Source organism: Variovorax sp. W1I1 (assembly GCF_030815625.1).
GTDB classification, from domain to species: domain Bacteria; phylum Pseudomonadota; class Gammaproteobacteria; order Burkholderiales; family Burkholderiaceae_C; genus Variovorax; species Variovorax paradoxus_C.
Map to the genome: position 1 here is coordinate 1023526 of NZ_JAUSWZ010000001.1, position 26570 is coordinate 1050095.

The 26570-nt window shown below is 67.7% G+C and carries 24 protein-coding genes; 15 read left to right on the top strand and 9 right to left on the bottom strand.

Going from position 1 to position 26570, the window contains the following annotated elements; all coding sequences use genetic code 11:
- Positions 1-26 precede the first annotated feature (26 nt).
- Together QFZ83_RS04865 and QFZ83_RS04870 are read left to right on the top strand one after the other, a co-directional pair.
- Positions 27-1046 (top strand): GlxA family transcriptional regulator, encoded by a 1020-nt coding sequence (locus tag QFZ83_RS04865; protein ID WP_307503272.1) that lies wholly within the window; start codon positions 27-29, stop codon positions 1044-1046.
- 87 nt (positions 1047-1133) lie between these two features.
- A complete protein-coding gene (locus tag QFZ83_RS04870) occupies positions 1134-1775 on the top strand; it encodes a hypothetical protein (protein WP_307503275.1) in 642 nt (213 codons plus the stop codon).
- A gap of 7 nt (positions 1776-1782) precedes the next feature.
- Here the strand turns inward: QFZ83_RS04870 and QFZ83_RS04875 are convergent, their stop codons facing one another.
- Positions 1783-2763: a zinc-binding alcohol dehydrogenase family protein gene (locus QFZ83_RS04875; protein ID WP_307503278.1), complete on the bottom strand. Its 981-nt coding sequence runs from the start codon at positions 2761-2763 to the stop codon at positions 1783-1785.
- 308 nt (positions 2764-3071) lie between these two features.
- Between QFZ83_RS04875 and QFZ83_RS04880 the strand changes: the two genes are divergently transcribed.
- Complete coding sequence (locus tag QFZ83_RS04880; RefSeq protein ID WP_307503280.1) at positions 3072-4133, top strand: adenosine deaminase; 1062 nt, start codon at positions 3072-3074, stop codon at positions 4131-4133.
- Here QFZ83_RS04880 and QFZ83_RS04885 read toward each other — a convergent pair.
- A complete protein-coding gene (locus tag QFZ83_RS04885) occupies positions 4094-5392 on the bottom strand; it encodes an MFS transporter (RefSeq protein WP_306880645.1) in 1299 nt (432 codons plus the stop codon). The two genes, QFZ83_RS04880 and QFZ83_RS04885, sit on opposite strands and share 40 nt — an antisense overlap.
- Positions 5393-5489: 97 nt before the next feature.
- Here QFZ83_RS04885 and QFZ83_RS04890 point away from each other — a divergent pair, with 97 nt between their 5' ends.
- The 3 genes from QFZ83_RS04890 to QFZ83_RS04900 all read left to right on the top strand — a co-directional run bounded on the left by QFZ83_RS04890 (position 5490) and on the right by QFZ83_RS04900 (position 9993).
- Entirely contained in the window at positions 5490-6449 is a 960-nt protein-coding gene (locus QFZ83_RS04890; protein WP_307503282.1) for a LysR substrate-binding domain-containing protein, read from the top strand.
- A gap of 76 nt (positions 6450-6525) precedes the next feature.
- Positions 6526-7338: a helix-turn-helix domain-containing protein gene (locus QFZ83_RS04895; protein WP_307503285.1), complete on the top strand. Its 813-nt coding sequence runs from the start codon at positions 6526-6528 to the stop codon at positions 7336-7338.
- A 102-nt stretch (positions 7339-7440) separates the two neighbouring features.
- Positions 7441-9993 carry a penicillin acylase family protein gene (locus QFZ83_RS04900; RefSeq protein ID WP_307503287.1) on the top strand — a complete coding sequence of 851 codons (2553 nt, stop codon included), beginning with the start codon at positions 7441-7443 and terminating at the stop codon, positions 9991-9993.
- Here QFZ83_RS04900 and QFZ83_RS04905 read toward each other — a convergent pair.
- Positions 9983-11221 (bottom strand): MFS transporter, encoded by a 1239-nt coding sequence (locus tag QFZ83_RS04905; RefSeq protein WP_307503288.1) that lies wholly within the window; start codon positions 11219-11221, stop codon positions 9983-9985. The genes QFZ83_RS04900 and QFZ83_RS04905 overlap by 11 nt on opposite strands.
- A gap of 163 nt (positions 11222-11384) precedes the next feature.
- Between QFZ83_RS04905 and QFZ83_RS04910 the strand changes: the two genes are divergently transcribed.
- The 3 genes from QFZ83_RS04910 (at position 11385) to QFZ83_RS04920 (ending at position 14442) form a co-directional block, all read left to right on the top strand.
- Entirely contained in the window at positions 11385-12335 is a 951-nt protein-coding gene (locus QFZ83_RS04910; protein WP_307512634.1) for a GlxA family transcriptional regulator, read from the top strand.
- An 89-nt stretch (positions 12336-12424) separates the two neighbouring features.
- The gene (locus tag QFZ83_RS04915; RefSeq protein ID WP_307503291.1) at positions 12425-13252 is read left to right on the top strand and encodes an SDR family oxidoreductase; all 828 of its coding nucleotides are present in this window, start codon (positions 12425-12427) and stop codon (positions 13250-13252) included.
- Between the two features lie 89 nt (positions 13253-13341).
- A complete protein-coding gene (locus tag QFZ83_RS04920; RefSeq protein WP_307503294.1) occupies positions 13342-14442 on the top strand; it encodes a BMP family ABC transporter substrate-binding protein in 1101 nt (366 codons plus the stop codon).
- Here QFZ83_RS04920 and QFZ83_RS04925 read toward each other — a convergent pair whose 3' ends face one another.
- Entirely contained in the window at positions 14443-15324 is an 882-nt protein-coding gene (locus QFZ83_RS04925; protein ID WP_307503297.1) for a LysR family transcriptional regulator, read from the bottom strand.
- Between the two features lie 102 nt (positions 15325-15426).
- Here QFZ83_RS04925 and QFZ83_RS04930 point away from each other — a divergent pair, with 102 nt between their 5' ends.
- The 6 genes from QFZ83_RS04930 (at position 15427) to QFZ83_RS04955 (ending at position 21648) form a co-directional block, all read left to right on the top strand.
- Complete coding sequence (locus QFZ83_RS04930; protein ID WP_307503300.1) at positions 15427-16032, top strand: short chain dehydrogenase; 606 nt, start codon at positions 15427-15429, stop codon at positions 16030-16032.
- On the top strand, positions 16029-17012 hold the full coding sequence (locus QFZ83_RS04935) for a hypothetical protein (RefSeq protein ID WP_307503303.1): 984 nt from the start codon (positions 16029-16031) through the stop codon (positions 17010-17012). The genes QFZ83_RS04930 and QFZ83_RS04935 overlap by 4 nt, the downstream gene beginning before the upstream one ends.
- A gap of 90 nt (positions 17013-17102) precedes the next feature.
- Entirely contained in the window at positions 17103-18389 is a 1287-nt protein-coding gene (gene guaD, locus QFZ83_RS04940; RefSeq protein WP_307503306.1) for a guanine deaminase, read from the top strand.
- A 76-nt stretch (positions 18390-18465) separates the two neighbouring features.
- The gene (dcd, locus tag QFZ83_RS04945; RefSeq protein WP_013542862.1) at positions 18466-19032 is read left to right on the top strand and encodes a dCTP deaminase; all 567 of its coding nucleotides are present in this window, start codon (positions 18466-18468) and stop codon (positions 19030-19032) included.
- Positions 19033-19141: 109 nt separating this feature from the next.
- Positions 19142-20029 carry a neutral zinc metallopeptidase gene (locus QFZ83_RS04950; protein ID WP_307503309.1) on the top strand — a complete coding sequence of 296 codons (888 nt, stop codon included), beginning with the start codon at positions 19142-19144 and terminating at the stop codon, positions 20027-20029.
- Positions 20030-20160: 131 nt separating this feature from the next.
- A complete protein-coding gene (locus QFZ83_RS04955) occupies positions 20161-21648 on the top strand; it encodes a DEAD/DEAH box helicase (RefSeq protein ID WP_307503312.1) in 1488 nt (495 codons plus the stop codon).
- 45 nt (positions 21649-21693) lie between these two features.
- On the opposite strand, the gene QFZ83_RS04960 is transcribed toward QFZ83_RS04955, so the two are convergent.
- From QFZ83_RS04960 to QFZ83_RS04980, 5 genes are all read right to left on the bottom strand, one after another.
- On the bottom strand, positions 21694-21918 hold the full coding sequence (locus QFZ83_RS04960) for a hypothetical protein (protein ID WP_013542859.1): 225 nt from the start codon (positions 21916-21918) through the stop codon (positions 21694-21696).
- A 128-nt stretch (positions 21919-22046) separates the two neighbouring features.
- Positions 22047-23669 carry a rhodanese-related sulfurtransferase gene (locus QFZ83_RS04965; protein ID WP_307503318.1) on the bottom strand — a complete coding sequence of 541 codons (1623 nt, stop codon included), beginning with the start codon at positions 23667-23669 and terminating at the stop codon, positions 22047-22049.
- Positions 23666-24265 carry a cysteine dioxygenase gene (locus tag QFZ83_RS04970; protein WP_307503320.1) on the bottom strand — a complete coding sequence of 200 codons (600 nt, stop codon included), beginning with the start codon at positions 24263-24265 and terminating at the stop codon, positions 23666-23668. The genes QFZ83_RS04965 and QFZ83_RS04970 overlap by 4 nt, the downstream gene beginning before the upstream one ends.
- Positions 24262-25242 carry an ABC transporter substrate-binding protein gene (locus QFZ83_RS04975; protein ID WP_307503323.1) on the bottom strand — a complete coding sequence of 327 codons (981 nt, stop codon included), beginning with the start codon at positions 25240-25242 and terminating at the stop codon, positions 24262-24264. The genes QFZ83_RS04970 and QFZ83_RS04975 overlap by 4 nt, the downstream gene beginning before the upstream one ends.
- Positions 25239-26474 (bottom strand): acyl-CoA dehydrogenase family protein, encoded by a 1236-nt coding sequence (locus QFZ83_RS04980; RefSeq protein WP_307503325.1) that lies wholly within the window; start codon positions 26472-26474, stop codon positions 25239-25241. The genes QFZ83_RS04975 and QFZ83_RS04980 overlap by 4 nt, the downstream gene beginning before the upstream one ends.
- Positions 26475-26570: the final 96 nt, after the last annotated feature.

The following is a 26570-nucleotide window of genomic DNA, read 5'->3' on the forward strand; positions in this document are numbered from 1 at the left end:
AACCTGACGATGCCCAGAGATTAAGAATGCCGATCCCGACCCACAAGGACGAAGACACCGCGGTTCCTGCCAGCAACGTCGTGCTGGTCGTGTTCGACGGCGTCGAGGTGCTCGATGCCGCCGGCCCTTCCAGCGTGTTCAGCAAGGCCGAGGAGATGCGCCCCGGCACCTACCGCCTGCACATCGCATCGCCCGGAGGCGGTACGGTATCGACGAATGGCGGATTGCAGTTCGGCGGCACGCTGGCGCTGCAGCAGTTGCCCGCCACCATCGACACGCTGATCGTGGCCGGTGGCGACGAGCCCGCGGTGCGCGAGGCGATCGTCGAGCACCGCATCGGCGCGTGGCTGAAAGACGCCGCACCGGGCATCCGCCGCGTCGCGAGCGTGTGCAGCGGCGCCTTCGCACTCGCGGCGGCGGGCCTGCTCGACGGCCGCGCGGCCACCACGCACTGGCGCTGGTGCGACCAGCTGCAGGCGCTGCGGCCGCAGACGCGCGTGCAGCGCGAACGCATCTATGTGCGCGATGGTCCGGTGTGGACATCGGCCGGTGTCACGACCGGCATCGAGCTGGCGCTGGCGCTGGTCGAAGACGACCTCGGCCATGGCGTGTCGATGGACATCGCCCGCACGCTCGCGCTGCCGATGCTGCGCGGTGCGGAGCAACCGCAGCTGAGCCAGGCGCTGCAGGCGCAAGGCGCGGCGAGCCATCGGTTGCGCGAGCTGGTGGCGTGGATCGGCACGCATCCGCAAGAGGCGCTGTCGGTCGAGCTGCTGGCCGAGCGGGTGCAGATGAGCCCGCGGAATTTTGCGCGCGCATTCGCGGCTGAAACAGGATGCACGCCAGCGCGGTTCGTCGAGCAGACGCGCGTGGCGGCGGCGGCGCAGTTGCTGCGGCAGACGGAGTGGCCGCAGGAGCGCATCGCAGCGCGCAGCGGTTTCGGGTCGGTCGACGCACTGCAGCGTGCGTTCGCGCGGCAGCATGGTGTGACGCCACAGCGCTATCGCGATGGTGGCGATGGCGAAGGGCGCCATGCATCCAGGTAGCGAACTGCCATTCGACCCGGCGCGGCCGCCCCCGATGAACCGTCACGCGCAGATCGAACTGAATGAACAATGACAACGAGGAGCACCATGACCCTTTCGACGAAGAACCTGAAGCCGCTCCCGGGCATCCAGGAACTGAAGCGGCTGACGCAATCGCTCGCCATGCTCGACGCCATCCTGTCGCCGGAGTGGGAGTACCGCTACTACTCGTTCAACCAGGCGTGGTCGGATGGCGGGATGATGGCCTCGATGCGTAATGGCTCGGGGGACCACTGGTTCGCCATCTTCTGCGCGGCGGGTGCCGCCATCCATGGCCTTGCGCATGAGGCGCCGATTTTCAGGCACGGCAATCCGCAGCCCGCGATCTTCGAGGGCCTGCCTTCGGCGTTCCACGCGAACCTCTTGCACGAGCCCGCATTCGCCACCCACGACAGCACGTTCTGCATCTGGCGCCTGAGCGACGACGAACACTGGTCCTGCGGAAATGTCGAACTTCCGGCGGGGGAAGACCCCGATGGATCGGCTGATTTGCTCGGAATTCTTGCGGGGCGCCCCGAGCAATACGCAGCGTTCGCCGGCGAGTACTACGAGCGCGATGTCGACGTGGGCGAGGTCGCCGCGATCTACCGCCACGAGCCGCTCAGCGTGGAACTCGTTCGGCGGCTCAATCCCGATATCGATCTGGCGTCGCTCGCCGATGACATCGCCGAGATCGGGTATCCGCGTTGAGCGCGCGCTAGATCACGACCACCAGCTTGCCCTTGGCCTCGTTCTGCTCCATCGCCCTGTGCGCTTCGGCGATGTCGTCGAACGCATAGGTCTTGTCGATGGGAACGGAAAGCTTGCCCGACGCCACATCGTCGAGATAGCCCTGCAGGACGGATGACGGCAGGTCCGCCGCCTCGCCCGAATAGGCGCACAGCCTCACCGCATCGGGCAGATAGCCGATCGGGTAGAAATCCTTGACGGTCCACTCATTCGACAGCATGCCCGTGAAGCACGCGACACCGCGCCGGCGCAATGCGCGCAGGGTGTCGGGCAGCGTGGGCGTTCCGACCAATTCAAGGGCGAGATCGACCCCTTCCGGGAAAAGCTTGCGGACCTGCGGCGCCACGGCACCGTCGTCGATCAGCACATGATCGACACCGGCTGCGGCCAGCGCGGACTGCTTGGCTGCGTTTCGCGTGGTCGCAAGGACGGTCAGGCCGCGTTGCTTCGCAAGGCTCGCCGTGGCCAGCCCTACCGATGAGGTTCCGCCCCGGATCAGGATTGACTGGCCCGCCTTTGCATCGAGCGCCGACACGAGCGAGCCGTACGCGGTCTGCAGCATCTCGGGCACCGCGCCCACCACGTCCCAGGGCAGCGTGCTCTTGAAGGCGATCACATTCGACACGGGCACGCAGGTGTATTCGGCATAGCCGCCGTCGTAGGTGCGGCCCATGTTGCCCATCATCGCGACGACCTGCTGCCCGACCGCGAACTCGTTGCCCGGGCACGCGGCGACTTCGCCGCACGCCTCGATACCCAGCACGCGCGGAAAGGTCACGCCCTCGGCAAGGCCGATGCGGGTGTGCAGCTCGGAGCGGTTGAGCCCGAAGGCGCGCACCTTGATGAGCACCTGCGCGGGACCTGGCACGGGAATGGGCAGGGCGCGAATCTTCAGGGCCTCGGGCGGGCCCGGGGCATCGAGCACGACGGCGCGCATGGTGGGGGTCATGGAAGTCCTTGGAGTCGAGGACCGAAGCGTAGCGTTGTCGAGTTGCCGCTGCGACTCCGCTGGGGAAAACTCATTTCCACCAGCGCGGGTAGTCTTTACCTCGATGGCTTGCCACGGGGCGTTGCCGGAAGCGTCACCGGATACGGAGCTCCTGCCCTTCGCATCGACAGACTGGGCCGTCAGGTGCTTGCCCGGGCCCGTCGCTGGCGTCCGCCCGCGGCATCGACTGACGGCTATACGTTTGCGGTGATGGCGCGGGCCGTGCCTGCCTTTATGCTGTGCGGGATCACAACGCACAGCCCTACGCCATGACCGACTTCCGCCCTGTCTACGACCCGCGCTTCGACAACATTCCCGCCGATCGACTCCCCGAACTGCTGCGCGCCATGCCCAAGGCCGAGCTGCACATGCACATCGAAGGCTCGCTCGAGCCCGAACTGATCTTCGCGCTCGCGCAGCGCAACGGCGTGGCCATTCCGTATGCCAGCGTCGAAGACCTGCGGAAGGCCTATGCCTTCACCAACCTGCAGAGCTTTCTGGACATCTACTACGCCGGCGCGAGCGTGCTGCTGAAGGAGCAGGACTTCTACGACATGGCCTGGGCCTACCTCGAGCGTGCCGCGGCCGACAACGTGGTGCACACCGAGATGTTCTTCGACCCGCAGACGCACACGGCGCGCGGCGTGGCGATGGAAACGGTGGTCGATGGCCTGCACCGCGCGTGCGTCGATGCGCAGCCCAAGCTAGGCGTGAGCGCATCGCTCATCCTCTGCTTCCTGCGCCACCTGAGCGAAGAAGAGGCTTTCGAAACGTTGGAGCAGGCACTGCCGTTCCGTGACAAGTTCATCGGCGTGGGCCTCGATTCGAGCGAGGTCGGCCATCCGCCCGAGAAGTTCGCGCGCGTGTTCGCACGCTGCCGCGAACTGGGCCTGCGCCTCGTCGCGCATGCGGGCGAAGAAGGCCCGCCCGAGTACGTGTGGAGCGCGCTCGATGTGCTGAAGGTCGAGCGCGTCGACCACGGTGTGCAGAGCGCGAAAGACCCGGCGCTGATGAAGCGGCTCGCGCAAGACCGCATTCCGCTCACCGTGTGCCCGCTGTCGAACCTCAAGCTCTGCGTGTTCCCGGACCTCTCGAAGCACAACCTCGGCGCGCTGCTCGATGCGGGGCTGGTCGCCACGATCAACTCGGACGACCCCGCCTACTTCGGCGGCTACATGAACCAGAACTTCACGCAGACCTTCGAAGCCACCGGGCTCAAGGTGCAGCACGCCTGGCAGCTCGCGGCCAACAGCTTCGAAGGCAGCTTCATCGACGTGGCCACCAAGCGCGCCTACGTGGACCGGCTCAACGCCGTCTTCGCGAGCTTCTGATCGGCAACGGCCGGCCGCGGCACCAGCAGCGGCATCGCCACCAGCGCGCAGGCGCTCGCCGCTAGCCACACCATCGGCCAGCCCTGCAGCGCGAGCAGGTGCGGAATGGAGAAGGGCGTGACGAAGCACACCAGGAACACGCTGGTGTTCGCCATGCCCAGCGCAGTGCCGGCGCGCGCCGCGCCGGCCAGCGTGGCGAGCTCGGTGTAGGCCACGCCGTGCCAGGCCGACACGCACACGCCGCTCACCCCCAGCAGCACGACCAGCGCGATGCGCAATGCCAGTGAATCGGCGGTGTGCGTGCCCGCGGCCATCACCAGCACCGCGAGCGCGGCGAAGAGCAGCACGCTGAGTGCGCTGCAGGCGCGCAGGTAGGCGGGGCGGTTGCGGCGGCGGTCGGTCCAGCGGCCGCTCCACACGCGCATCACCATCGCGCCGACCTGGGTGAAGACCATGGTGGCCGTGATGGTCGCGAGGCCCGCATGGCCGAAGTCGTGCAGGAACACCGTGCCGAAGGACAGCACCGCGAACTGCGGCGCGCAGAGGATGCCGATGCCCAGCACGATGCGCCAGACGCGGGCGTCGCGCAGCGGGCCGGTCTTCGGGGCTTCGGCTGCTGTCGGGGCACGCGGCGCATCTTTCGCAATCGGCGGTTCGTGTACCCATGCCCAACTCATCAACGCGCTCAGCGCACACAGCAGCGCGAGCAGGCCGTAAAGCGCCGCGAAGCCGAAGTGCAGCGCGACGAACGGCAGCACGAGCGCGCCGATGCCACCGCCCAGTGGCACGGCAGTCTGTCGGATGCTCATCGCGAGCCCGCGTTCGCTCGCGTCGAACCATGTCATCACCGCGCGGCCGCTCGCGCCATTGACGCTGCCGCCCAGCAGGCCGACCAGCAGCAGGCCCGCGGCAAGCCAGCCGAGGCCGGGGATGTGCTGCGCGCTCGGCGCGGCCCAGAGCGCCATCGCGACGAGTGCCATGGCGGTGCTGCCGAGCCCTGTGAGGAGCACCGGCCGGTCACCCCAGCGGTCGGTCAAAAGGCCCCACGGCAGTTCGCTAACCGCGATGCCAAGGCCCATGAGGCCGAGCACAAGGCCGAGCGTCGCGTTGTCCAGCTGGTAGCCGGTGCGCATCAGCACTGCCGTCATCGGGATGCCGCTGAAAGCCACGGAGAACGCCGCGTTGGCGGCCACGCCCGCGGCCAGCACCTTCCAGCGGTGGCGGGGCGAGTACGAAGGAGAAAGAGGCGAGTGGATCATGGTGCGGCGAAGTTTCCGTCGCTGCCAAGGTTTTGAAAATCAGAAAATAATGAGTGAACCGTCCCGAAAATCAGGACGATTAAAAAAGGATGAATCCATGTCCCAGGTGATGTTCGATCTCGACGTGCTGCGCAGTTTTTCCACCGGCATCGCACTCGGCAGTTATGCCCGCGCGGCCGACCGGCTGGGGCGCTCGACCTCCGCAGTGAGCGCGCAGTTGAAGAAGCTGGAGGCGCAGGCCGGCACCGTGCTGTTCCGCAAGGCCGGCCGCGGGTTGGAGCTCACCGATGCCGGCGAAACCTTGCTGGCCTACGCCCACCGCATGCTCGAACTCAACGAAGAAGCGAGCGCCGCCATGCGCGGTGCCGACCTCGAGGGCTGGGTGCGCCTGGGCCTGCAGGAAGATTTCGGCGAGACGCTGTTGCCCGCGGTGCTCGGGCGCTTTGCGCGCGCGCATCCCAAGGTGCGCATCGAGGCCTGCGTGGCGCGCAGCGCCGAATTGCGCGAGCGTCTCGAACTCGGCAAGCTCGACCTCGCGCTGGCGTGGGATGCGGGGGACCAACCGCCGTCGCTGCACGCCGAACGGGTGGCGCGCCTGCCGCTGCAATGGATCGGCCCTGCATCCGGCGACGTGCTCGATGCGCCCTGGTGGAAGGAGCGCGAGCGCCGCGATGGCGTGGGTCGTGGCGCGCGCAAGTCGAAGGAGCCGCTGCCGCTGGTGCTGCTCGATGCGCCGTGCCCGCTGCGCGACATCGTCACCCAGACGCTCGACCGCGCCGGCGTGCCGTGGCGCCATGCGTTCACCAGCGCGAGCCTCGCGGCCTTGTGGGCCGCGAGTTCGGCGGGCCTCGGCCTCACGGTGCGCACGCCTTTCGGGCTGCCTTCGCATGTGCGCGCCATCGACCGCACGGCTGTGGGCCTGCCGGCGCTGCCGCAGATGTCGATGGCGCTCTACCGCGCGCAGGCCAATGCCGAGGCGCCCGTCGGCCGGCTCGCCACGCTGCTGCTGGAGGCTGTGCGCCAGCACGTGCAGGTGGCCCCTGTGCAAATGCACTGAGCACAATCCCTCGTATCGCTGCCGCGCCGATCCATGAGAATCCGCCGCTGGAGACAAAACACAAAAGCAACACGGCATGGCCACGCAGCAGCAGCAAAACTTCCTGCACCTTTGGGATGACAGGTTCCTCTACATCACGCCGGCGATCCAGTCGGGCCTCACGGCGCGCTCGTCGGCCACGCTGCTGGCCTCGGTGAGCGGCCATCCGTTCACGCTCGAGGCGGTCGATGGCACACGCGTGCGCTGCACAGCCGCGCTGGTGGCGCCGCATGTCTCGCGCCGGCTCGATGTCGATGGCTGCGGCCTGCTGTCGCTCAACCTCGACCCGGCCTCCACCGCCTACCGCATGCTCGCGCGGTGCATGGGCGGCCACGGCATCCAGCCCATCGATGCGCGCTGCTTCGGCAAGCTGCGCGATGACTTCGATCCCGCGCAGCGCGGCATGCTCAGCGACCGCAGGCTGCAATCGCTCAGCGCGAAGCTGGTCGAGGCGATCACCGAATGCCCCGAGCTCGCGGCGCCGATCGACCGGCGCATCGAGCGCGTGCTGCAGTCCATCCGCGCGCACGCGGGGCAGATTTCGCTGAAGGAACTCTCGGCCGTGGCCTGTCTTTCGCCCGACAGGCTGACGCATCTCTTCGCCGAGCAGGTGGGCGTGTCGGTCAAGCGCTATGCGCTGTGGACCAAGGTGCGGCGCACAGTGCAGCAGTTCACCAGCCACCGGCCGCTCACCGATGTGGCGCTGGTCAGCGGCTTCACCGATGCGGCCCACATGAGCCGAACCTTCCAGCGCTACTTCGGCTTGCCGCCGTCGTTTCTCGCGAGCAAGGTGCATGTGACGGCGGACGAGCAGGCCTCGCACGCATGGGGCGACGCGACCGTTCATTGAACCAGCGTTGCCCGCATGACAGCGGCTGCGTTCAAGCCGCAGCCGGTCTCCCTGCCTAAGCTGCAAGGTGCTCCGCCAAGAGAGCATCAACTGGAGACATCAATGAGACAGACATCCTCGCGCGGCGCCAAGCCGCGGCTTTCGCTCGTCCCGCTGGTCCCGCTCGCATTGGTCGCGGCAGCCGCGCTCACCGCCTGCGGCGGCGGTGGTGGTGGCGGCAACGGGTTCTCGTTCCTGCCCACTGCCGGCAATCCGCCCGTCAACCCACCGGCCGAAGGCAGCTACAAGGCCGAGATCCGCCGCACCGCCATGGGCGTGCCGCACATCAAGGCCGACAACTGGCCCGGCGTGGGCTATGGCTACGGTTTCGCGCAGGCCGAAGACGACTTGTGCACCATGGCCGACTCGTTCCTCACCTACCGCGGCGAGCGCTCGCAGTACCTCGGCGGCGATGTGCAACTCGTGGCCAGCAGCACCATCGCGCGGCCGAAGAACATCGACTCCGACTTCTTCCACAAGCATGTGATCTCGGCCGATGTGCTCCAGAAGATGATCGAGGCCCAGCCCGACAACCTGAAGCAGCTGGTCGAAGGCTTTGCCGCCGGCTACAACCGCTACGTGCGCGACGCAAAGGCCAGCGGCACGGCGCACGAGGCCTGCCGCAACGAGGCCTGGGTGAAGCCCATCACGGCCGAGGACATCTACCGCCGCATGTACGCGGCCAACCTCGCGGGCGGCTACAGCAACTTCCTGCCGAACATCGCCAACGCGATCGCACCCGCGCCGGCGGCGCCCACCAAGACGGCCGCGCGCGGCAAGTTCAACAAGGGCACGCTGCAACTCGCGGCTGGCGGCACGCGCGTGCCCGAACTCCAGGTCGGCGGGCACGAAGGCGTGGGCAGCAACATGATCGGCTTCGGCACGGCCGCCACCGGCGACAGCAGCCCGCTGCTCTTCGGCAACCCTCACTGGTACTGGCGCGGGCCCGACCGCTTCTACCAGGCGCAGCTCACGATTCCGGGCCAGCTCAACATCAGCGGTACCTCGTTCCTCGGCATCCCGGTGATCCTGATCGGCTTCAACGACAACATCGCGTGGAGCCACACGGTGTCGACGGCGCGCCGCTTCGGCTTCTTCGAGATGAAGCTCGCAGCGGGCGACCCGACCAGCTACATGCGCGACGGCAAGGCCGTGAAGATGCAGGCGCTGGCCCTCACGGTCAACGTGAAGCAGGCCGATGGCAGCGTGGCGCCGGTGACGCGCACGCTCTACAAGTCGGAGTACGGGCCGATGATCAACCTGGCCCCGCTGAACGCGGCGCTGGGCTGGAGCCAGACCACCGCCTTCGCGATCCGCGACATCAATGGTGAGAACTACCGCACCTTCAAGAACTGGCTGCGCTGGAACCAGGCGAAGTCGCTCGACGAATTCATCGCCATCCAGCGCGAGGAGTCGGCCATTCCGTGGGTCAACACGGTGGCTGTCGGACGAGGCGCGGCCAAGGCCTGGTATGCCGACATCGGCGCGATTCCCAATGTGTCGCCCACCCAGGTGACTAACTGCACAACGCCGCTGGGCGCAGCGCTCGGCCCGTCGCTGCCGCGCGTGCCGGTCTTCGATGGCTCCAGGAGCGAATGCGACTGGCAGACCGACGCCGACTCCGCGCAGAAGGGCGCGCTCGGCGCGTCGCGCATGCCCAGCCTGATGCGCGACGACTATGTCGAGAACTCGAACGACAGCTACTGGCTCGCGAACCCGAAGGCGCCGATGACCGGCTACCCGGACATCATGGGCCCCGCGGGCACGGAGGCCGTGAGTTTCCGTACGCGTCTGGGCAATCTGCTCGCGCAAGGGCGGATCGACGGCACAGACAACTACGCCGGCAAGGCGGCCACGCCCGACACCGTCAAGCAGATGGTGCTCAACAGCCGCGTGCTGACGGCAGAGCTCTTCAAGGACCAGGCGTTGACCATGGTGTGCGCCGCACCGACTATCAACGTGGCAACTGATCCGCAAGGCGGTGCTGCCATCGGGCGCGACGTCGACACCGGCCCGGCCTGCGCGGCGCTCCAGGCCTGGAACAACACCGGCGTGACCGGCGCGCGCGGCGCGCACATCTGGGACGAGTTCTGGAGCCGCGCTGCGCTTCTGCCTTCGGCCACGCTCTACAACGTGCCGTTCAGCGCGAGCGATCCGATCCACACGCCGCGCGACCTGAAGCCCGCAGCCGCGACAGCGCTGCAACAGGCCTTCGGCGCGGCCGTCGCGCGGGTGGAAGCCAGCGGCTACGCGCTCGATGCGCAGCGCGGCGACTATCTGTTCGCCACGCGCGGCGGCCAGAAGATTCCTCTGTATGGCGGCTGCCACGGCCCGGGCTACTTCACCATCGCCTGCTCGGAAAACCGTCTCGACAAGGGCGGCTACACCATGGACGGCAACCCGAACGGCAACAGCTACATGCAGATCGTGCGGTTCCCTGAAGGCGGCGTGGAGGCGCACACCTTCCTCACGTTCTCGCTGTCGGACGATCCCGCATCGACGCACCACGCCGACTACACCCGCGCCTACAGCGCCGGGAAGTGGCTCAAGGTGCCTTTCTCCGAAGCCGAGATCAAGGCCGACACGGCCTACCGCAGCGCGGTCGTCAGCGAGTAGCCGACGACGCAGCAGTGGATGCCGCGCGCTGCGCGAGCCAGTTCCACCCGGCGCCTGCTGCCATGAGCACGCAGGTGCCGAGGAACACGGCCCGCATGCCGATGTGTCCGCCCACGAAGCCGCCGAGCAGCGGGCCGGCGACCTGTCCCGTGTACTGCGCCGAGGTCGAGTACCCGAGCATGTTGCCGGCCACGCGCTCGGGCACGTTGTGGCGGATCACGCTCGCGATGCAGGGCAGCAGCCCGCCGAGCGAGAGCCCCATCAGGAAGCGCAGCACCACCAGCTGCCAGCCCGAGGTGACGAAGGCCTGCGGAATCAAGAGCAGCGCCGACACCGCCAGGCACCCGACGATCACGTTCCAGTGCCCCACGCGGTCGGCCAGTTTGCCCAGGCGCGAGGCCGAGAGGATGCTGCCGAGCGCGGCGGCGGACATCACGAGGCCGGCCATCATCGTCACGCGGTTCGGGTCCTCGACCAGCGTGGCGACGTAGACGGTGATGATCGGCTCGATCGACATGTTGGCCAGCATCAGCAGCATGCCGGTGAAGAGCATCGCGATGAGCGGGCGCTTGTCGGGAATGGCGGCCCAGCCGGTGTCGGGGGCGTCGCCGTGCTTCGAGGCCGACGGTGCCTTCTTCTCTTCGCGGATCATGAAGGCGGTCGCGAGAAAGGCCACGAAGATCATCGCGCCCGCCGCGAAGAAGGTCGCGCGGATGCCGATGAGCGGCGGCAGCGCGCCGCCGACCAGCGGGCCCACCAGGTTGCCGGCCATGATGGCCGAGGACATGGTGCCGAGCGCCCAGCCGGTGCGGTCCTTCGGCGTCTGCGTGGCGACCAGCACCATCGAGCCCGAGGCGTAGCCGCCCAGCAGGCCCGCGAGCAGACGCAGGCCGACCAGTTGCCACACGTTGCCCGCCATGCCGATGAGCGCCATCGCCACCGCCATGCCCAGGCTCGCGCGGATCAGCATCGGTTTGCGACCGTAGCGGTCGGCCAGGCGCCCCCACAACGGCGCGACCAGCGCCGCGCTGAAGAAGGTGGCGCCGTAGGCCACGCCGGACCATTGCACGATGGCCGCATGGTTCTTCACGCCCAGTTGCTCGACGTAGAGCGGCAGGAAGGGCAGCAGCAGCGTCATCGCCACGATGGTGGTGAAGGAGCCGAACATGCAGACGGCGAGGTTGCGCTGCCAATGCGCGTGGCTGGCTTGGGTGATCGGGTTCGTCATGGGCGGACGGATTCTCCGGGTGCGTGGCCGAATCCGCGCCTGCCGATTCGCGGCGGCACCCATCGTGGCGTTGCATGGGTGCGCATGGCACGTCGATTGACGCCGTGCGGGATGTCACTTAACTTATGGCTGGAATAAATTGAAAACCTCCTTTCAGGACATCATGCACAAGCGCATCGCAGTCGTCGTTTTTCCGGGCTTCCAGATCCTCGACCTGGCCGCCGTCGCCGCCTTCGAACTGGCCAACAAGCACGCGGGCCAGCCGGTCTACAAGGTCGAGCTGCTGTCGGAAGCCGGCGGCGTCATTCCCAGTTCGTCGGGCATCGGCGTCGAGACGAAGCGGTTGACCGCATCGAAGTTCGACACGCTGGTGATGACCGGCGCGCTCACCATCGAGCCGACCTCCGAAGGGCTTTGCAGGATGCTGCGCACGGGCCAGCGCAACGCGCGCCGCATTGCCAGCATCTGCACCGGCGCATTCGGTCTTGCGGACGCGGGGCTGCTGGACGGCCGGCGCGTGACCACGCACTGGGCCTTCGCGCAGGAACTGCAGAAGCGCCATCCGCTGGCCAAGGTGCAGCCGGACCGCATCTTCATCAACGACGGCTCGCTCTGGACATCGGCCGGCATGACCGCGGGCATCGACCTGATGCTCGCGCTGGTGGAGGAAGACCTGGGCGTGGAGGCCGCACGCATGGTCGCGAAGAACCTTGTCGTCTACCACCGCAGGGCGGGCGGGCAATCGCAGTATTCGGCGCTGCTCGAGCTGGAGCCCAAGTCCGACCGCATCCAGCAGGCGCTGGTGCATGCGCGCGCCAACCTGCGCGATGCGCTCTCGGTCGAAGACCTTGCCGAGGTGGCGCACCTGAGCCCACGCCAGTTCAGCCGTGCCTTCAAGTCGGAAACCGGCCAGTCGCCCGCGCAGGCCGTCGAGCACCTGCGCGTGGAAGCGGCGAAGGCGTTGATCGACGCGGGCGGCCTGGCGCTCAACGTGGTGGCCGATGAAACGGGCTTCGGCGACCCCGAGCGCATGCGCCGCGCGTTCCTGCGCACGCTGGGCCAGCCGCCGCAGGCCGTTCGCCGGGTCGCCAGGCAAATTTCGGAAGTGGCGTAAAAAGAGGTTTATACGACATTTACGCCATCGCACTGACGGAGGAAACTTACCTTCACGCCGCAACAACGCGGCTTTCAAAGGAACCTCCAATGACTGCGACATCCAAGGGCACTGCCCTCATCACCGGCGCTTCTTCAGGCATTGGCGCCGTCTACGCCGACCGGCTCGCCCGCCGCGGCTTCGACCTCGTGCTGGTCGCGCGAAATGGCGATCGCCTGCAGGCGCTGGCCGCCAGGCTCACGGCCGAGACGGGCCGCAAGATCGAGACGATCGCCGCCGACCTCACGGACAAGAAAGACATCGCGCGCGTCGAAGCCGCCATCCGCACGAACCGCGAACTCACGCTGCTGGTGAACAACGCCGGCGTCGGCGCCACCGCGCCGCTGCTCGCCTCGGACATCGAGAAGATGGAAGAGATGATCGCGATCAACGTGAATGCGCTCACGCGCCTGACCTATGCGGCCGTGCCGGGCTTCGTGGCACGGGGTGCGGGCACGCTGGTGAACATCGCGTCCATCGTGGCGGTCTCGCCCGAAACGCTCAATGGCGTGTACGGCGGCAGCAAGGCCTTCGTGCTCGCGCTCAGCCAGTCGCTGCAGCATGAAGTGGGCGACAAGGGCGTGCGTGTGCAGGCCGTGCTGCCGGGCGCGACCGCCACCGAGTTCTGGGGCATTGCCGGCTTGCCGGTGCAGCACTTGCCGAGCGCGATTGTCATGAGCGCGGAAGACATGGTCGATGCCGCGCTCGCGGGGCTCGACCAGGGCGAGAAAGTCACGATCCCGTCGCTGCCGAGCCAGGACGAGTGGGACGCTTTCGATGCGGCGCGGCGCGCCATGTCGGGCCGGATTTCCAGTTCGGTGCCTGCCGCTCGTTATGGCGTGAAGAGCACGAGTGCGGAGGCAGCAGCGGTGGCCTGAAAACGCCCGCACTAAAATCCGCATCCCGCAGTTGGGCGTCCCGGCCGACTGCGGGTTTTTGCTTTTCCGGGGCCATGTAGAGGACCACCATGTACAAAAACCTCGCGGGCCGCGCCGTTCTGGCGTGGGTGACCGCCTGTTTTTTATCTCCCGCTTTTTCGCAGACACAGGCGCCCGGTGCGCCGCTGAAGATCGGCTTCGTCTACGTCACGCCGGTCACCGATGCCGGCTGGGTGCGCCAACATGAAGAGGGCCGCAAGGCCGTCGATGCGGCGCTCGGCGCGAAGGTGAAGACCACCTTCGTCGAGAACGTGGCCGAAGGCGCCGATGCCGAACGCGTGATCCGCGATCTTGCGCAGCAGGGCAACAAGCTCATCTTCACGCCCAGCTTCGGGTACATGGAGCCGACGCTGAAGGTGGCGCGCGATTTTCCGGATGTGAAGTTCGAGTCGATCACGGGCTACAAGCAAACGCCGAATGTGGCGACGGCCAATGCGCGCTACTACGAAGGCCGCTATCTCGCGGGCATCGCGGCCGGGCGCATGACGAAGACGAACGTCGCGGGCTATGTGGCGGGCTTTCCGATTCCCGAGGTGCTGCAGGGCATCAACGCGTTCACGCTGGGCATGCGCTCGGTGAACCCGAATGCGAAGGTCATCGTGGTGTGGCTCAACGAGTGGTTCGATCCGCCGAAGGAGCGCGATGCGGCCATGGCGCTCTTCAACCAGAACGCCGACGTCGTCGCCTTCCACACCGGCTCCACGGCCGTGATGGCTGCGGCGCAGGAGCGCGGCAAGATGGCCATTGCGTACCACTCCGACATGCGCAAGATCGCGCCCGACGCGCAGATCGTCGCGGTCACGCACCAGTGGGGCGGCTACTACACGCAGCGCGCGAAGGCGGTGCTCGATGGCACCTGGAAGAGCGGCAACCTCTGGGGCGGGGTGAAGGAGGGAATGATCCGCGTCGGCGACTTCGGTACCAGGGTGCCCAAGGCGGTGCAGCAGGAAGTGCTGGCGCGGCAGCAGGACATCGCGGCGGGCAAGCTGCAGCCGTTTCGTGCGGTGGCGGGCGATGTGCGCGACAACGAGGGCCATGTCGTCATCGCCAAGGGCGCGCAGTTGAGCGACGAGCAGATCCTGAAGATGAACTGGCTCGCCGAGGGCGTGCAGGGCCGCGTGACGCGCTAATTAGCCCAATCGCTCCACAACGAAGTCGACGAAGGTCCGCAGCTTGGCGCTCGGCCGTGCTTCGGGCAATCGAATGATGTGCACGGCGCGCGTCGGCAATTGCCACTCGGGCAGCAACTGAACCACCTGGCCCGAGGCCAGGGCGGGGCCGAGCAGCGCATCGGCCTGCACGATCACTCCCACGCCGGCCATTGCGGCGGCGAGCAGCGCTTGCCCGTTGTTGGTGGTGAGCGGACCGCGCACCGGCACATGCACCGTCTGGCCGTCGCGCGTGAAGCGCCATGAATGGTCCGGACCCCAGGTGGCGAAGCCCAGCAGCGGAAAGGCTTCGAGCTCCGACGGATGCTTCGGCTGGCCGTGGCGCGCGACCCATGCGGGGCTTGCGACCGCGAACATGCGCGCCAATGCGAGCGGCCGCGCGATGAGGCGCTCATCGACCGCCGCGCCCGAGCGGATGCCGCAGTCGAAGCCTTCTTCGGCCAGATCGACCACACGGTCGTTGAGCACCAGGTCCACCTTCACCTGCGGATAGGCGGCGATGTAGTCGCCGATCACCGGGGTGAGCCGGTGTGCGCCGTAGGCCACCGGCGCCGTGACGCGCAGCACGCCTTGCGGCATGGCGCGCAGCGACTCGGCCACGCCGTCGGCGGTGTGCACGCTCGCGAGCACGTCGCGGCAGCGCTCCAGGTAGGCGGCGCCGATTTCGGTGAGCGCATGGCGCCGCGTGGTGCGCTCGAGCAGGCGCGCCCCCAGTTGCGTTTCGAGCGCGCGGATGTGCTTGCCGACCATGACGGCCGAGAGATCGAGCGCCTCGGCGGCCGCGGCAAAGCTGCCTGCGTCCACCGTCGCGACGAAGACTTCCATGGCGCGCAGCTTGTCCATATTGAGAACCCAGAGTTTCGAATTGCCGAACCGGATGGCAATTTATCAAACTATCCATTCGCAAAACAATGGGCGCTTCTTGATTCATTCGGCGAGGTTTTCATGAAGATTCTTGTTGTGGGCGCGACGGGTGCCATTGGCAGTGCGGTGGTTCAGGTTCTGGCCGAACGCGGGCACGACGTGGTGCGCGCAGGGCGCACGCGGGGCGACCTGCAGGTTGACATCACGAGCGACGCGAGCGTCGAGGCGCTGTATGCGGCGGTGGGGCGCGTCGATGCAATCGTCTCTGCGGCGGGCGGCTTGTTCTTCGGCCCGCTCGCTGAAATGCGGCCGGCCGATTTCAACGTCGGTCTACAGGACAAGCTGCTCGGCCAGGTGCGGCTCGCGCTGCTGGGCCAGCACGTTCTGGCTGATGGTGGGTCGATCACGCTGACCACGGGCGTCGCGGCCGAAGACCCGGTTCGTGGCGGGAGCAACGCGGCGGCGGTGAATGCCGGGGTCGAGGGTTTCGTGAAAGGCGCAGCGATCGAGCTGCCGCGCGGCCTGCGCATCAATGCGGTGAGCCCGACGCTGCTGACCGAATCGCTGGCCGCGTATGGCGCGCTCTTTCCGGGCGTCGAGACCGTGCCGGCCGCGCGCGTGGCGCTGGCATACGTGCGCAGCATCGAAGGCCCGCTGACGGGGCGCGTGTTGCGCGTATGGCAATGAACCGGCGCGCGCGGCTGGTCGGCATGTTGCTCGCGCTCGCCGCGACGGCGGCCACCGCCGCACCGCCCGTCGTGCAGGCGCTGCCCGAGGACTGGTATCCGGAGAGCGTCGCCATCGGACCGGACGGCGCGTTCTACGTCGGCAGCTGGCGCCAGGGCGCGGTCGCGCGATTGAAGCCGGGCGCCGCTACTAAAGCCGAGGTGCTGGTGAAGCCCGGTGCCAACGGCCTCGCGAACGGGCAGGGCGTGCTGGTCGATGCGAAACACCAGGCCCTCTGGGTCTGCTCGGGCAACAGCGGATTCACCACCGTGCCGCAGACGCCGAGCGCGCTCAAGCGCTACGACCTCGCCACCGGTGCGCCGCGTGCGAGCTATGCGATGCCGGATGCAGGCTACTGCAACGACCTGGCGCAGGACGCGCACGGCAACGTCTACGTGACCGACTCCTTCCATCCGCGCGTGCTGCGGCTCGCGCCGGGTGCGGCCGCGCTCGCGGTCTGGAAGGAAGACCCGGCGCTTGCCGGCGAAGGTCCCTACAAGGGACTGAACGGCATCGCGATCGATGGTGGGCGCGACGTTTATGTGAGCCTCGTGGCGGCGTCGTCGCATCTGCTGCGCATCGGCTTGGGCGCGGACGGCCGGGCAGGCGAGGTCACGCGCATCGAGACGCCACGCGTGATGAAGAACGTCGACGCGATCCGCGCCTGGAAGCCCGGGCGGCTGGTGCTGTTCGAGAGCAATGCCTTCGGCGACGGCCCGTACGGCGGCCAGGTCACGGTGGCGCGTGTCGATGGCGTGAGGCTCGGGCTGCAAACGGTGGTGGCAGGGCTCAACGATCCGTCGTCGGGCGCGGTGCTGGGCGATCGCGTCTATTTCATCGAGTCGAAATACGCGCTGCTGACCAAGCGCAAGGGCGGCGACGGGCCCGTGCCGCCCGGCGTGCCGTTCGACATCCAGTCGCACGTGTTGCCGCAAGACTGAGAGGCCGCCGGGGAGTGCATTCGGCATATAGCACTCATATGCGCATGGAAATTGCGACTGCGCGGGGCTGGATTACCCTCCGCAGCCACGATGAAAAAAGCCTACCGCGCCTCCCTCCTGCGATTCGACAACGCCGGCCTGCCCCTTTTCGATGAAGACGGCCTGCTGGTCGTTGCTCCCGACAGCGCCGGTCGCCAGCGCGTCATCGATGCCGGCAGCCATGCCGCCGTGTCGCCGCGCCATCTCGATGCCGAGGTGACGCACCTGCCGGGCCGCATCCTGGCGCCGGGTTTCGTGGACATGCACATCCACTTTCCGCAGACCGACATCATCGGCGCGCCGTCGCCAGGCCTCTTGCCCTGGCTCGAGAACTACACCTTTCCGGCCGAGAGCAAATTCGTCGACCCGGCGCATTCACGCGAAGTGGCCGATGTGTTCTTCGACGAGCTGCTGCGCAACGGCGTGACGACGTCGCTCACGTTCGCGACCTCGCACGTTGCCTCGGTCGATGCCTTCTTCGAGAGCGCGCAGCGCCGGGGCCTGCGCATGATCACCGGCAAGGTGCTGCAGGACCGCAACTCGCCCGACGGCGTGCGCGATGAAACCGAGCAGAGCCTGGTCGATACCGAGTCGCTGATCCGCAAGTGGCACAACGTTGACCGCCTGGGCTACGCCATCACGCCGCGCTTTGCGCCGACCAGCACCGACGCGCAGATGCGCGGCGCGGGCGAGCTGGCCGCGAAGTACGGCGACACCTGGATCCAGTCGCACGTGGCCGAGAACAAGGACGAAGTGAAGTGGGCGCGGGAGCTCTATCCGAAGTCGCGCTCCTACCTCGACGTGTACGCCGGCTTCGGTCTGATGCGCGAGCGCGCGGTGTACGCGCACTGCATCTACATCGACGACGAAGACCGCCGCCTGATGCGCGAGACGAAAACCGCCGCGGCCGTGAGCCCGACGAGCAACCTGTTCCTGGGCAGCGGCTTTTTCGACTTCGGCGCGGCCGACCGCATCGAGTCGCCGTACGGCCTCGCGAGCGACGTGGGCGGCGGCACCAGCTTCAGCCCCTTCCACACCATGCTGGCAGCCTACTACGTCGGCCGCGAAGGCCAGACCAAGACCGGCCTGAGCATCCCGCCCTCGCGGCTGTGGTGGCACCACACCGGCGGCGCGGCGCGCTCGCTGGGGCTCGATGGGGTGGTCGGCAACCTGCAGCCGGGTTGCGAAGCCGACTTCCTGGTGCTGAATCCCGCCGCCACGCCGCTGCTGGCGCGCAAGACGAAGCAGGCGAACACGCTGGAGGAAATGCTCTTCGCGATGATCGTGCTGGGAGACGACCGGCTCATCGAGCGCACGGTGATCTCGCAGGCCGGCTGACCTCTGCGGGGGAGGGCGTCGAGGGCGCCCATGCCACAATTCGGCCCCGATTCCCCCGCAGCAGCAGCGAGCGCATATGAGCATCAAGAGCGACAAATGGATCCGGCGCATGGCCGAGCAGACTGGGATGATCGAGCCCTTCGAGCCCGGTCAGGTCCGCGAAGCCTCTGGCCACAAGATCATCAGCTACGGCACCTCGAGCTACGGCTACGACATCCGTTGCGCGCCCGAATTCAAGGTCTTCACCAACATCCACAGCACCGTGGTGGACCCGAAGAACTTCGACGAGAAGAGCTTCGTCGACATGCACGGCGACTACTGCATCATCCCGCCCAACAGCTTCGCGCTGGCGCGCACCGTCGAGTACTTCCGCATCCCGCGCAACGTGTTGACCATTTGCCTGGGCAAGAGCACGTACGCGCGCTGCGGGATCATCGTCAACGTGACGCCGTTCGAGCCCGAATGGGAAGGCTACGTGACGCTGGAATTCAGCAACACCACGCCGCTGCCCGCCAAGATCTACGCGGGCGAAGGCTGCGCGCAGGTGCTGTTCTTCGAGAGCGACGAAGTCTGCGAGACCAGCTACAAGGACCGCGGCGGCAAGTACCAGGGCCAGCGCGGCGTCACTCTGCCGAAAACCTGACGCGCCACCGGGCTCAGCACTGACGCCCGGTTACCCCGGGCCGCCTTAGGGCAAGTACCATCCTGCAACGGTCCGGCAACACTTGTGCAACGCCGGGAAGGAGACTGCGATGAGATGGGAAGGCAACGAACAATCCGACAACGTTGAAGATCGCCGCGGCGAGGGCGGCGGTGGTGGTGGAGGCGGCTTCATCGGCGGCCGCAGCATCGGCATCGGCACCATCGCGGTTGCGTTGATCGCAGGCTGGGTCTTCGGCATCAACCCGCTCACCGTGCTGAGCCTGCTCAGCGGCGGCGGCGGTCCGGCCCAGGTGCAGCAGGCACCGCAGGGCCCGGCACCCAAGCCACCTTCGGGCGACCGCGAAGCGGCCTTCGTTTCGACCGTGCTCAAGAACACCGAAGTGGTGTGGACCGACATCTTTCGCAAGAACGGCGGCAACTACCAGGCGCCCCGGCTCGTGCTGTTCCGCGGCGCCACGCCCACGGCCTGCGGCACTGGGCAATCGGCGATGGGGCCGTTCTACTGCCCGGGCGACAAGAAGGTCTACATCGACCTCGGTTTCTACGACACGCTCAAGAACCAGCTCGGCGCGCCGGGCGAGTTTGCGCAGGCCTACGTCATTGCGCACGAGGTCGGCCATCACGTGCAGGACGAGCTGGGCATCACCGCCAAGGTCGACGGCATGCGCGGGCGGCTGAGCCAGTCGCAGAACAACGCGGTGAGCGTGCGCGTCGAGCTGCAGGCCGACTGCTTCGCGGGCGTGTGGGCGCACCATTCGCAGGAGTCGAAGAAGTGGCTCGACCCGGGCGATATCGAGGCCGCCATGAACGCCGCGCAGAAGATCGGCGACGACGCATTGCAGCGTTCCGCGGGCCGTGCGGTGGTGCCAGACAGCTTCACGCATGGCTCCAGCGCGCAGCGACAGAAGTGGTTCGGCGCGGGTTATCAAAGCGGCGACATGAAGTCGTGCGACACCTTCAACGCGCGGAATCTTTGAACTTCATGGGCCCGCAGGCCCGATGTTTATTAACTTCGATGCTATTGAATAAGTAGCAATGCCGGCGGCGCGGACGTTGTCACGGCGCCGTCACTGCCGTTTTTTGCGGCAATGCGACAATAGCGGGCTCAATGACAAGCTCCTTCTCCAATCTTTCGCTGGCAGAACCGCTGGCCCGCGCCGTAGCCGAAATGGGCTACGAGACCATGACACCGATCCAGGAGCAGGCCATTCCGGTCGTGCTTTCGGGCCAGGATGTGATGGGCGCCGCGCAGACCGGCACCGGCAAGACGGCAGCGTTTTCGCTCCCGCTGCTCCAGCGCATGCTCAAGCACGAAAACGCCTCCACCTCGCCTGCGCGGCATCCGGTGCGCGCGCTCGTGCTGCTGCCCACGCGCGAATTGGCCGACCAGGTCGCGCAACAGGTCAAGCTGTACGCCAAGTACACGAACCTGCGCAGCACGGTGGTGTTCGGCGGCATCGACATGAAGCCGCAGACGCTGGAACTGAAGAAGGGCGTCGAAGTGCTGGTCGCCACGCCGGGTCGCCTGCTCGATCACATCGAAGCCAAGAACGCGGTACTCAACCAAGTCGAGTACGTGGTGCTCGACGAAGCCGACCGCATGCTGGACATCGGCTTCCTGCCCGACCTGCAGCGCATCCTGAGCTACCTGCCCAAGCAGCGCACCACGCTCCTGTTCTCGGCCACGTTCTCGCCCGAAATCAAGCGCCTCGCCGGCAGCTACCTGCAGAACCCAGTCACCATCGAAGTGGCGCGGCCGAACGAAACGGCTTCCACCGTCGAACAGCATTTCTACAGCGTCTCCGACGACGACAAGCGCCGTGCGCTCAAGCAGATCGTCAAGCAGCGCGGCATCACGCAGGCCTTCGTGTTCGTCAACAGCAAGCTCGGCTGCGCGCGCCTCGCACGCTCGCTGGAGCGCGACGGTCTGCGTACCACCGCACTGCACGGCGACAAGAGTCAGGACGAACGCCTGAAGGCGCTCGCCTCGTTCAAGGCCGGTGAAGTCGACCTCCTGGTGTGCACCGACGTCGCGGCCCGTGGCCTCGACATCAAGGACGTGCCCGCCGTCTTCAACTTCGACATTCCGTTCAACGCCGAAGACTACGTGCACCGCATCGGCCGCACCGGCCGTGCCGGCGCCTCGGGCCTGGCCGTGAGCTTCGCCAGCGGCGGCAACGATGCGCGCCTGGTGGCCGACATCGAGAAGCTGATCAAGAAGAAGATCGAGCTCGAACCCGTCGAGTTCGAAGAAGACCGCCCGCGCGGCCGCATCAACGACGGACGCCGCCACTGGCGCGAAGAAGGCGAAGCAGGCGATGCACGCGACGTGCTCGACCAGCCGCGCGAACGCAGCAGCAGCGGCTTCGGCGCCGACGCTCCCCGTCGCAGCAGCAGCGGTGGCGGTGGACGCCCGCACCGTGCGCCTTCGGCGCCGCGCGATCCGTTCTTCGACAAGCCCTACGAGCCGGGCGCAGCCGACGCCACACCGGCATGGGAAGCCGCCGCCAAGGCAGCGCCTGCACGCGGCATCTCGAGCAACATCAAGAGCAAGCGCAAGGTCGCGGCGCTGTTCAAGAGCGCCGAGCCGAGCTGATCCGGTAGGCGAACCGCGGCGCGATCCGCCACGGTTCATTGGCGCTCATCGCCATCCGCGGTGCCAGCCGTATTGCGGATGGTGCCAACCCCAGCCATAGCGCGGGTGGTACGCCCACACGAAACCAACCCCTGGCGACACATACGTCGGCGCCATATAGGCCACGCCCGGAGGCGCCGAATAGACGGGTTGGGCCGGTGCAACGACGCAACCGGTAAGGGCGGCTGAGAGCGCAGCGGCCGACAGCGCAAGAACAACAGGAAATCTCATGGTGAAGCTCCTAGGGACGAGTTGTTGTGGATGGTGCACAACCAACGCCCTGCAGAGCCCGTGGATGACGGCCTTTACGCCTGCGACACAGTGTCACCGGCGTGTTGTCATCCTTTCAAAACGCTTTCTCAGATCACCTTGAAATGATGCGTGCCGTCGCGCCCGAGTTGCGCGACCAGGCCGTACTCCCAATCCAGATACGCCTGCATCGCTTCCACAGGCGCATCGGTGCCTTCGTAGGGCCGGCGATAGCGATCGGTGCGTGCCGTTGCAAGGCGCGTCTCGCCGGTTTCCGCTTCGAGTCCGGCAGCAAACCATGCCGTGTTGCCACCGGCGAGCACCAGCACTTCGACATCGCGCTGCCCGCGCGCATCGAGCAGCGCGCGCAGGTCGGCTGCGGCATAGCGTGCGAGCAGACTGCTGCCGCAGGTCAGCACATAGCGCTGCGATGCAGGAATCGCAGCATCGATCGCACCCGCGAGCTGCGCGCGAATCACGTACCAGGCGCCCGGAATGTGACGCTTCACGTAATTCGCGCTGGTGGTCACGTCGAGCACGGCGGTGCCGGGCTGCTTCAGCAACTCGGCCAGTGCGCTGGGGGCGATCTCGCCGACCGTCGCGGCGACGCGCGGATAGGCGGGTGAGGGCGCCGCCTTCTCGGTGAACGCCGAAGCGGAAGGCGCCGTGTCAGGCACATAGACCTCCCACCCCATCTGCGCGAGCCACGACGCGCTCATCGAAGCGCGCACGCCATCGTCGTCCGCCAGCACGATGCGCGCACCACGCACCGGCACCTGGTGGTCGGTCTCCTGCACCAGTTGCCCACCGGGCGCGCTTGCAAAGCCGGGCAGATGGCCTGCCGCGTATTCCTCGGGCGTGCGCACGTCGAAGCGATAGACCGTGCGGCCCGGCGCCTCCAGCGTCTGCACCGCATCGAGCGGGATGCGGCGCACGCCGGCCTTGTCGGCCACGCGACGCGCATCGGCCTCTGCCTGCGCACGATGCGCATCGGACACCGCAGCCGGCGCCTGCCGATCCGCCCCGTGGTCCAGCACCTGCCCAGCGAGCTTCCAGCCGATCGTGCCGTTGCGCAGAGCAGCCACCGGATTCGGAATGCCCGCATTCACCAGCGACTGCGTGCCGATGATGCTGCGCGTGCGGCCCGCGCAATTGACGATCACCTGCGTCGCCGGATCGGGCGCCAGTTCGCGCACCCGCAGCAGCAGCTCCGCGCCGGGCACGCTGGTGGCCGAGGGAATGCTCATCGTCTGGTATTCGTCGAAACGGCGCGCGTCGAGCACCACCACGTTGGCCTTGGCTTCCACCAGCGCCTTCACCTCGGGTGCCGAAAGCGATGGCGTGTGCCGCTCGTGCTCGACCAGTTCGCCGAACGACTTGCTCGGAACGTTCACGTCGCGAAAAAGCTCGCCGCCCGCCGCGCGCCAGCCTTCGAGGCCGCCTTCGAGCAGGTGCACGTTCGTATAGCCGAGCGCGGTGAAGGTGCGCGCGGCAAGCGGCGCCAGATCGACGCCGTCATGCGCGCCGTACAGCACGATGAAAGTGTCGAGGCGCGGAATGCGCCGCCACGCCTCGATCTCGATCTTCGAGAGCGGCAGGTTCGCGGCCCACAGCGGATGCTCCTGCGCGAACGGATCTTCCTCGCGCAGGTCGAGCAGCGCCGTCTCTTCGCGCGCAATGAGCCGCTCGCGCACGGCGGAAAAAGACACGAGGGGGAAGGCGGTCGTCGTCATGCGAATGTCGATCTGAGTTCTTCGGAGCGGTCCCAGAGGTTGGGAAGCAGCGTGTTGGAGTAGCCCGAGACAAAGGGCTTGCGCCCGCCCTCGGCCGGGTAAGTATGCCGCCGTACCGCACCGATGTTGGCGCCGTAGACGTGGATGCTGATCGACACGCGGTCCGCATGCGCGTTGTGCACGCGGTGCAGATCGCCGACGGTCGGCGACACGGCCTCCACGTCGCCGGCATCGAGCCGCACCGCGTCGCCCTGCGGCTGCGCGCGGCCTTCGCCATCGAGCACATAGCCCTGGCTGTACTCCGCGCCGCGCAGCATGCCGATGAGGCCCCACACCGTGTGGTCATGGATCGGCGTGGCCTGCCCCGGCCCCCAGACGAAGCTCACGACCGAGAAGCGCTCGGTGCTGTCGGCATGCAGCAGGAACTGCTGGTAGCGCGCCGGGTCGGGCCGCGCGAAGGCGTCGGGCAACCAGTCGTCGCGCGCGACCAGCGTGCGCAGCAGCGCACTGCCCTCACGGAGGATGCGGGGCTCGTCGGGCGCGCTGTCGAGCAGCCGGCCGAAAGCGCCGACGAAGTCGCGCAGCGGCGCGATCACGCGGGGCGCTTCCAGAGCTGCGTGTCGGTGATGGCGCGCACGTCCACGCGCACCGGCAGGATGCCGTCGCGCGCCGAACGGTCGGCCACGGCTTGCAGTGCGACGATGTCCGCCTCGCTCACCGGCCTTCCCGCGACAGAGGCGCGCGCTGTGATGATGCGTGCCGACTCGATCGGCAAGCGCGTGAGCTGGCTGTAGGCCTGCGCATAGGCCTCGGGGTTGGCCAGCGCCCAGTCGCCCGCGCGGCCCAGCCGGTCTAGGAACTGCACGATGGCCGCGCGCTTGGCCGGATCGGCCAGCGAATGCTCGCTCGCGGTGATGAAGCCCAGGGCCGTGTTGATGCCGCGCCCGTCGCGCAGGATGCGGCCGCCCTGCTGCAGCGCGATCGCGTAGTACGGATCGAAGATGGCCCAGGCGTCGATCTGCTTGGAGGCGAACGCGGCCGCCGCATCGGTCGGCAGCACGAACTTCACCGTGACCTCGCTGCGCGGCACGCCGGCCTCTTCGAGCGCGCCGTAGAGCTGGTACTGCGAAATGCTGCCGCGCGCCGAGGAGACGATCACCGTCTTGCCGCGCAGGTCGCTCACGCTTCGCAGCGGTGAATCGGGCTGCACCACGATGCCCAGCGAATCGGCCTTGCCGACGCGCGTGGCGACGATCTTGAGCGGCGTCTTGCCAACTGCCGCGGCGAGCACCGGAAGATCGCCGGCCATTGCCGTATCGACCGCGGCGCTGCGTTGCGCCTCGAACAGCGGCGCGGCGCCCTGGAAGTTGGCCCAGCGGTAAGCAAATGGTGCGCCCTCGAGCGCCTTCGACGCTTCGAACAGCGAGCGCAGGCCACCGGCTTGGTCGCCGAGGATCAGCGTGGTTTGCGGCTGCGCCCACCCACGCAACGAGCCGGTCGCGGCCAGCGAGAGCGCGGCGCCTTGTTTCAACCAATTGCGGCGCGATGCCTTGGAGAACAGCAGGTCGGTCACGCGGCAACTCCCGTCGAGAGCAGCGCGCGCTTGCCCGCGCCCACCAGGATCGCATCGTTCTGCGGCGTGTGGATGCGGCTGCACAGCACGTCGCGGTAGTGGCGCTCCAGCGGGTTCTGCCGCGTGAGGCCGTGGTTGCCGCTCAGTTGCAGCGCGAGTTCGACCACGCGCACTGCGTTGCCCGTCACCGTGTACTTGAGCAAGCCGCTGTCGATGGCTGGCTGCGCGTGGCCGTTGTCGACGGCCGAGGCCGCGTCGTCGAGCAGCACGCGGTTGGTGCGCAGCAGCGCCTCGATCTCGCCGACATGCTCCTGCACGCGCGGCAGGCTCGCGAGCGGCGCGCCCAGGCTGCCGGGCGCGCGCTGGTTCAAGAAGCCCACCAACCAGTCGCGCGCGGCCTGCGCCACCGCGTCGTAGAGGCTGCCGAGCAGCACGACCATCCAGGCCTGCTGGGTGGCGTGCGCGTCGATGTCGGTCTGGCTCCCGGCGTCGGGCGCCCAGTCGGCTGGTGCGCGCAGGTCGACGGCGTGGTCGATGTCGATGGCCACGTTCTCGAAGATCACCTCGTGGCTGCCCGAGGCGCGCAGGCCCAGGTGGTCCCAGCTGGCGATCACGCGCACGCCGGGGGCGTTGCGCGGCACCAGGAACACGCCGGTGCGCGGCGTCGCTTCGTCGGTGCGCGCCCACACGGCGAGCCATGTCAGGCCTTCGATGCCGGTGGTGTAGAGCTTGTGGCCGTCGATGGTCCAGCTGCTGCCGTCGCGGCGTGCGACGGTCGCGGGCAGGCCGCCGCGGGCCGGTGAGCCCAGCGCGGGCTCCACGCGCAGCGCATTGATGAGCGCGCCGCGTTCCACCGCATCGCGCGCCACGCGTTCGCGCAGCTGCGGCGGCCAGCGGTTGTCGCCGCGCGTGAGTGCGTGGTGCTGCAGATAGGTCATCGTGAGGATCAGCGCAGTGGCCGGCTCGCCGCGCGCCACGGCGGCGATCACGTGCCTTGCCGTCGCCAGCGTGGCGCTACCGCCGCCATGCGCCGCGGGCGCGACGAGGCCGATCAAGCCGTTTGCCTGCAGTGCCTCGAAGTTCTGTTGCGGGAAGGCGCCGCTGCGGTCGTAGTCGGCCGCGGTGGCTGCGAACTGGGCCGACAGCCGGGCCAGCAGCGCGGCATCGACGGTGGTGGAGGGGGGTTCTTCTTCAGGCGTGGCCGACGGGCGGCGCAAGGGGAGTGCACTCATGGTTCCCGCACGGTACCGACCCGCCGGCCGCCCGAAAACTACGCATCCTGCATATGCAAACTCGTTTTTCTGCGTTCGCTTTTGCGAGGCGTCTCG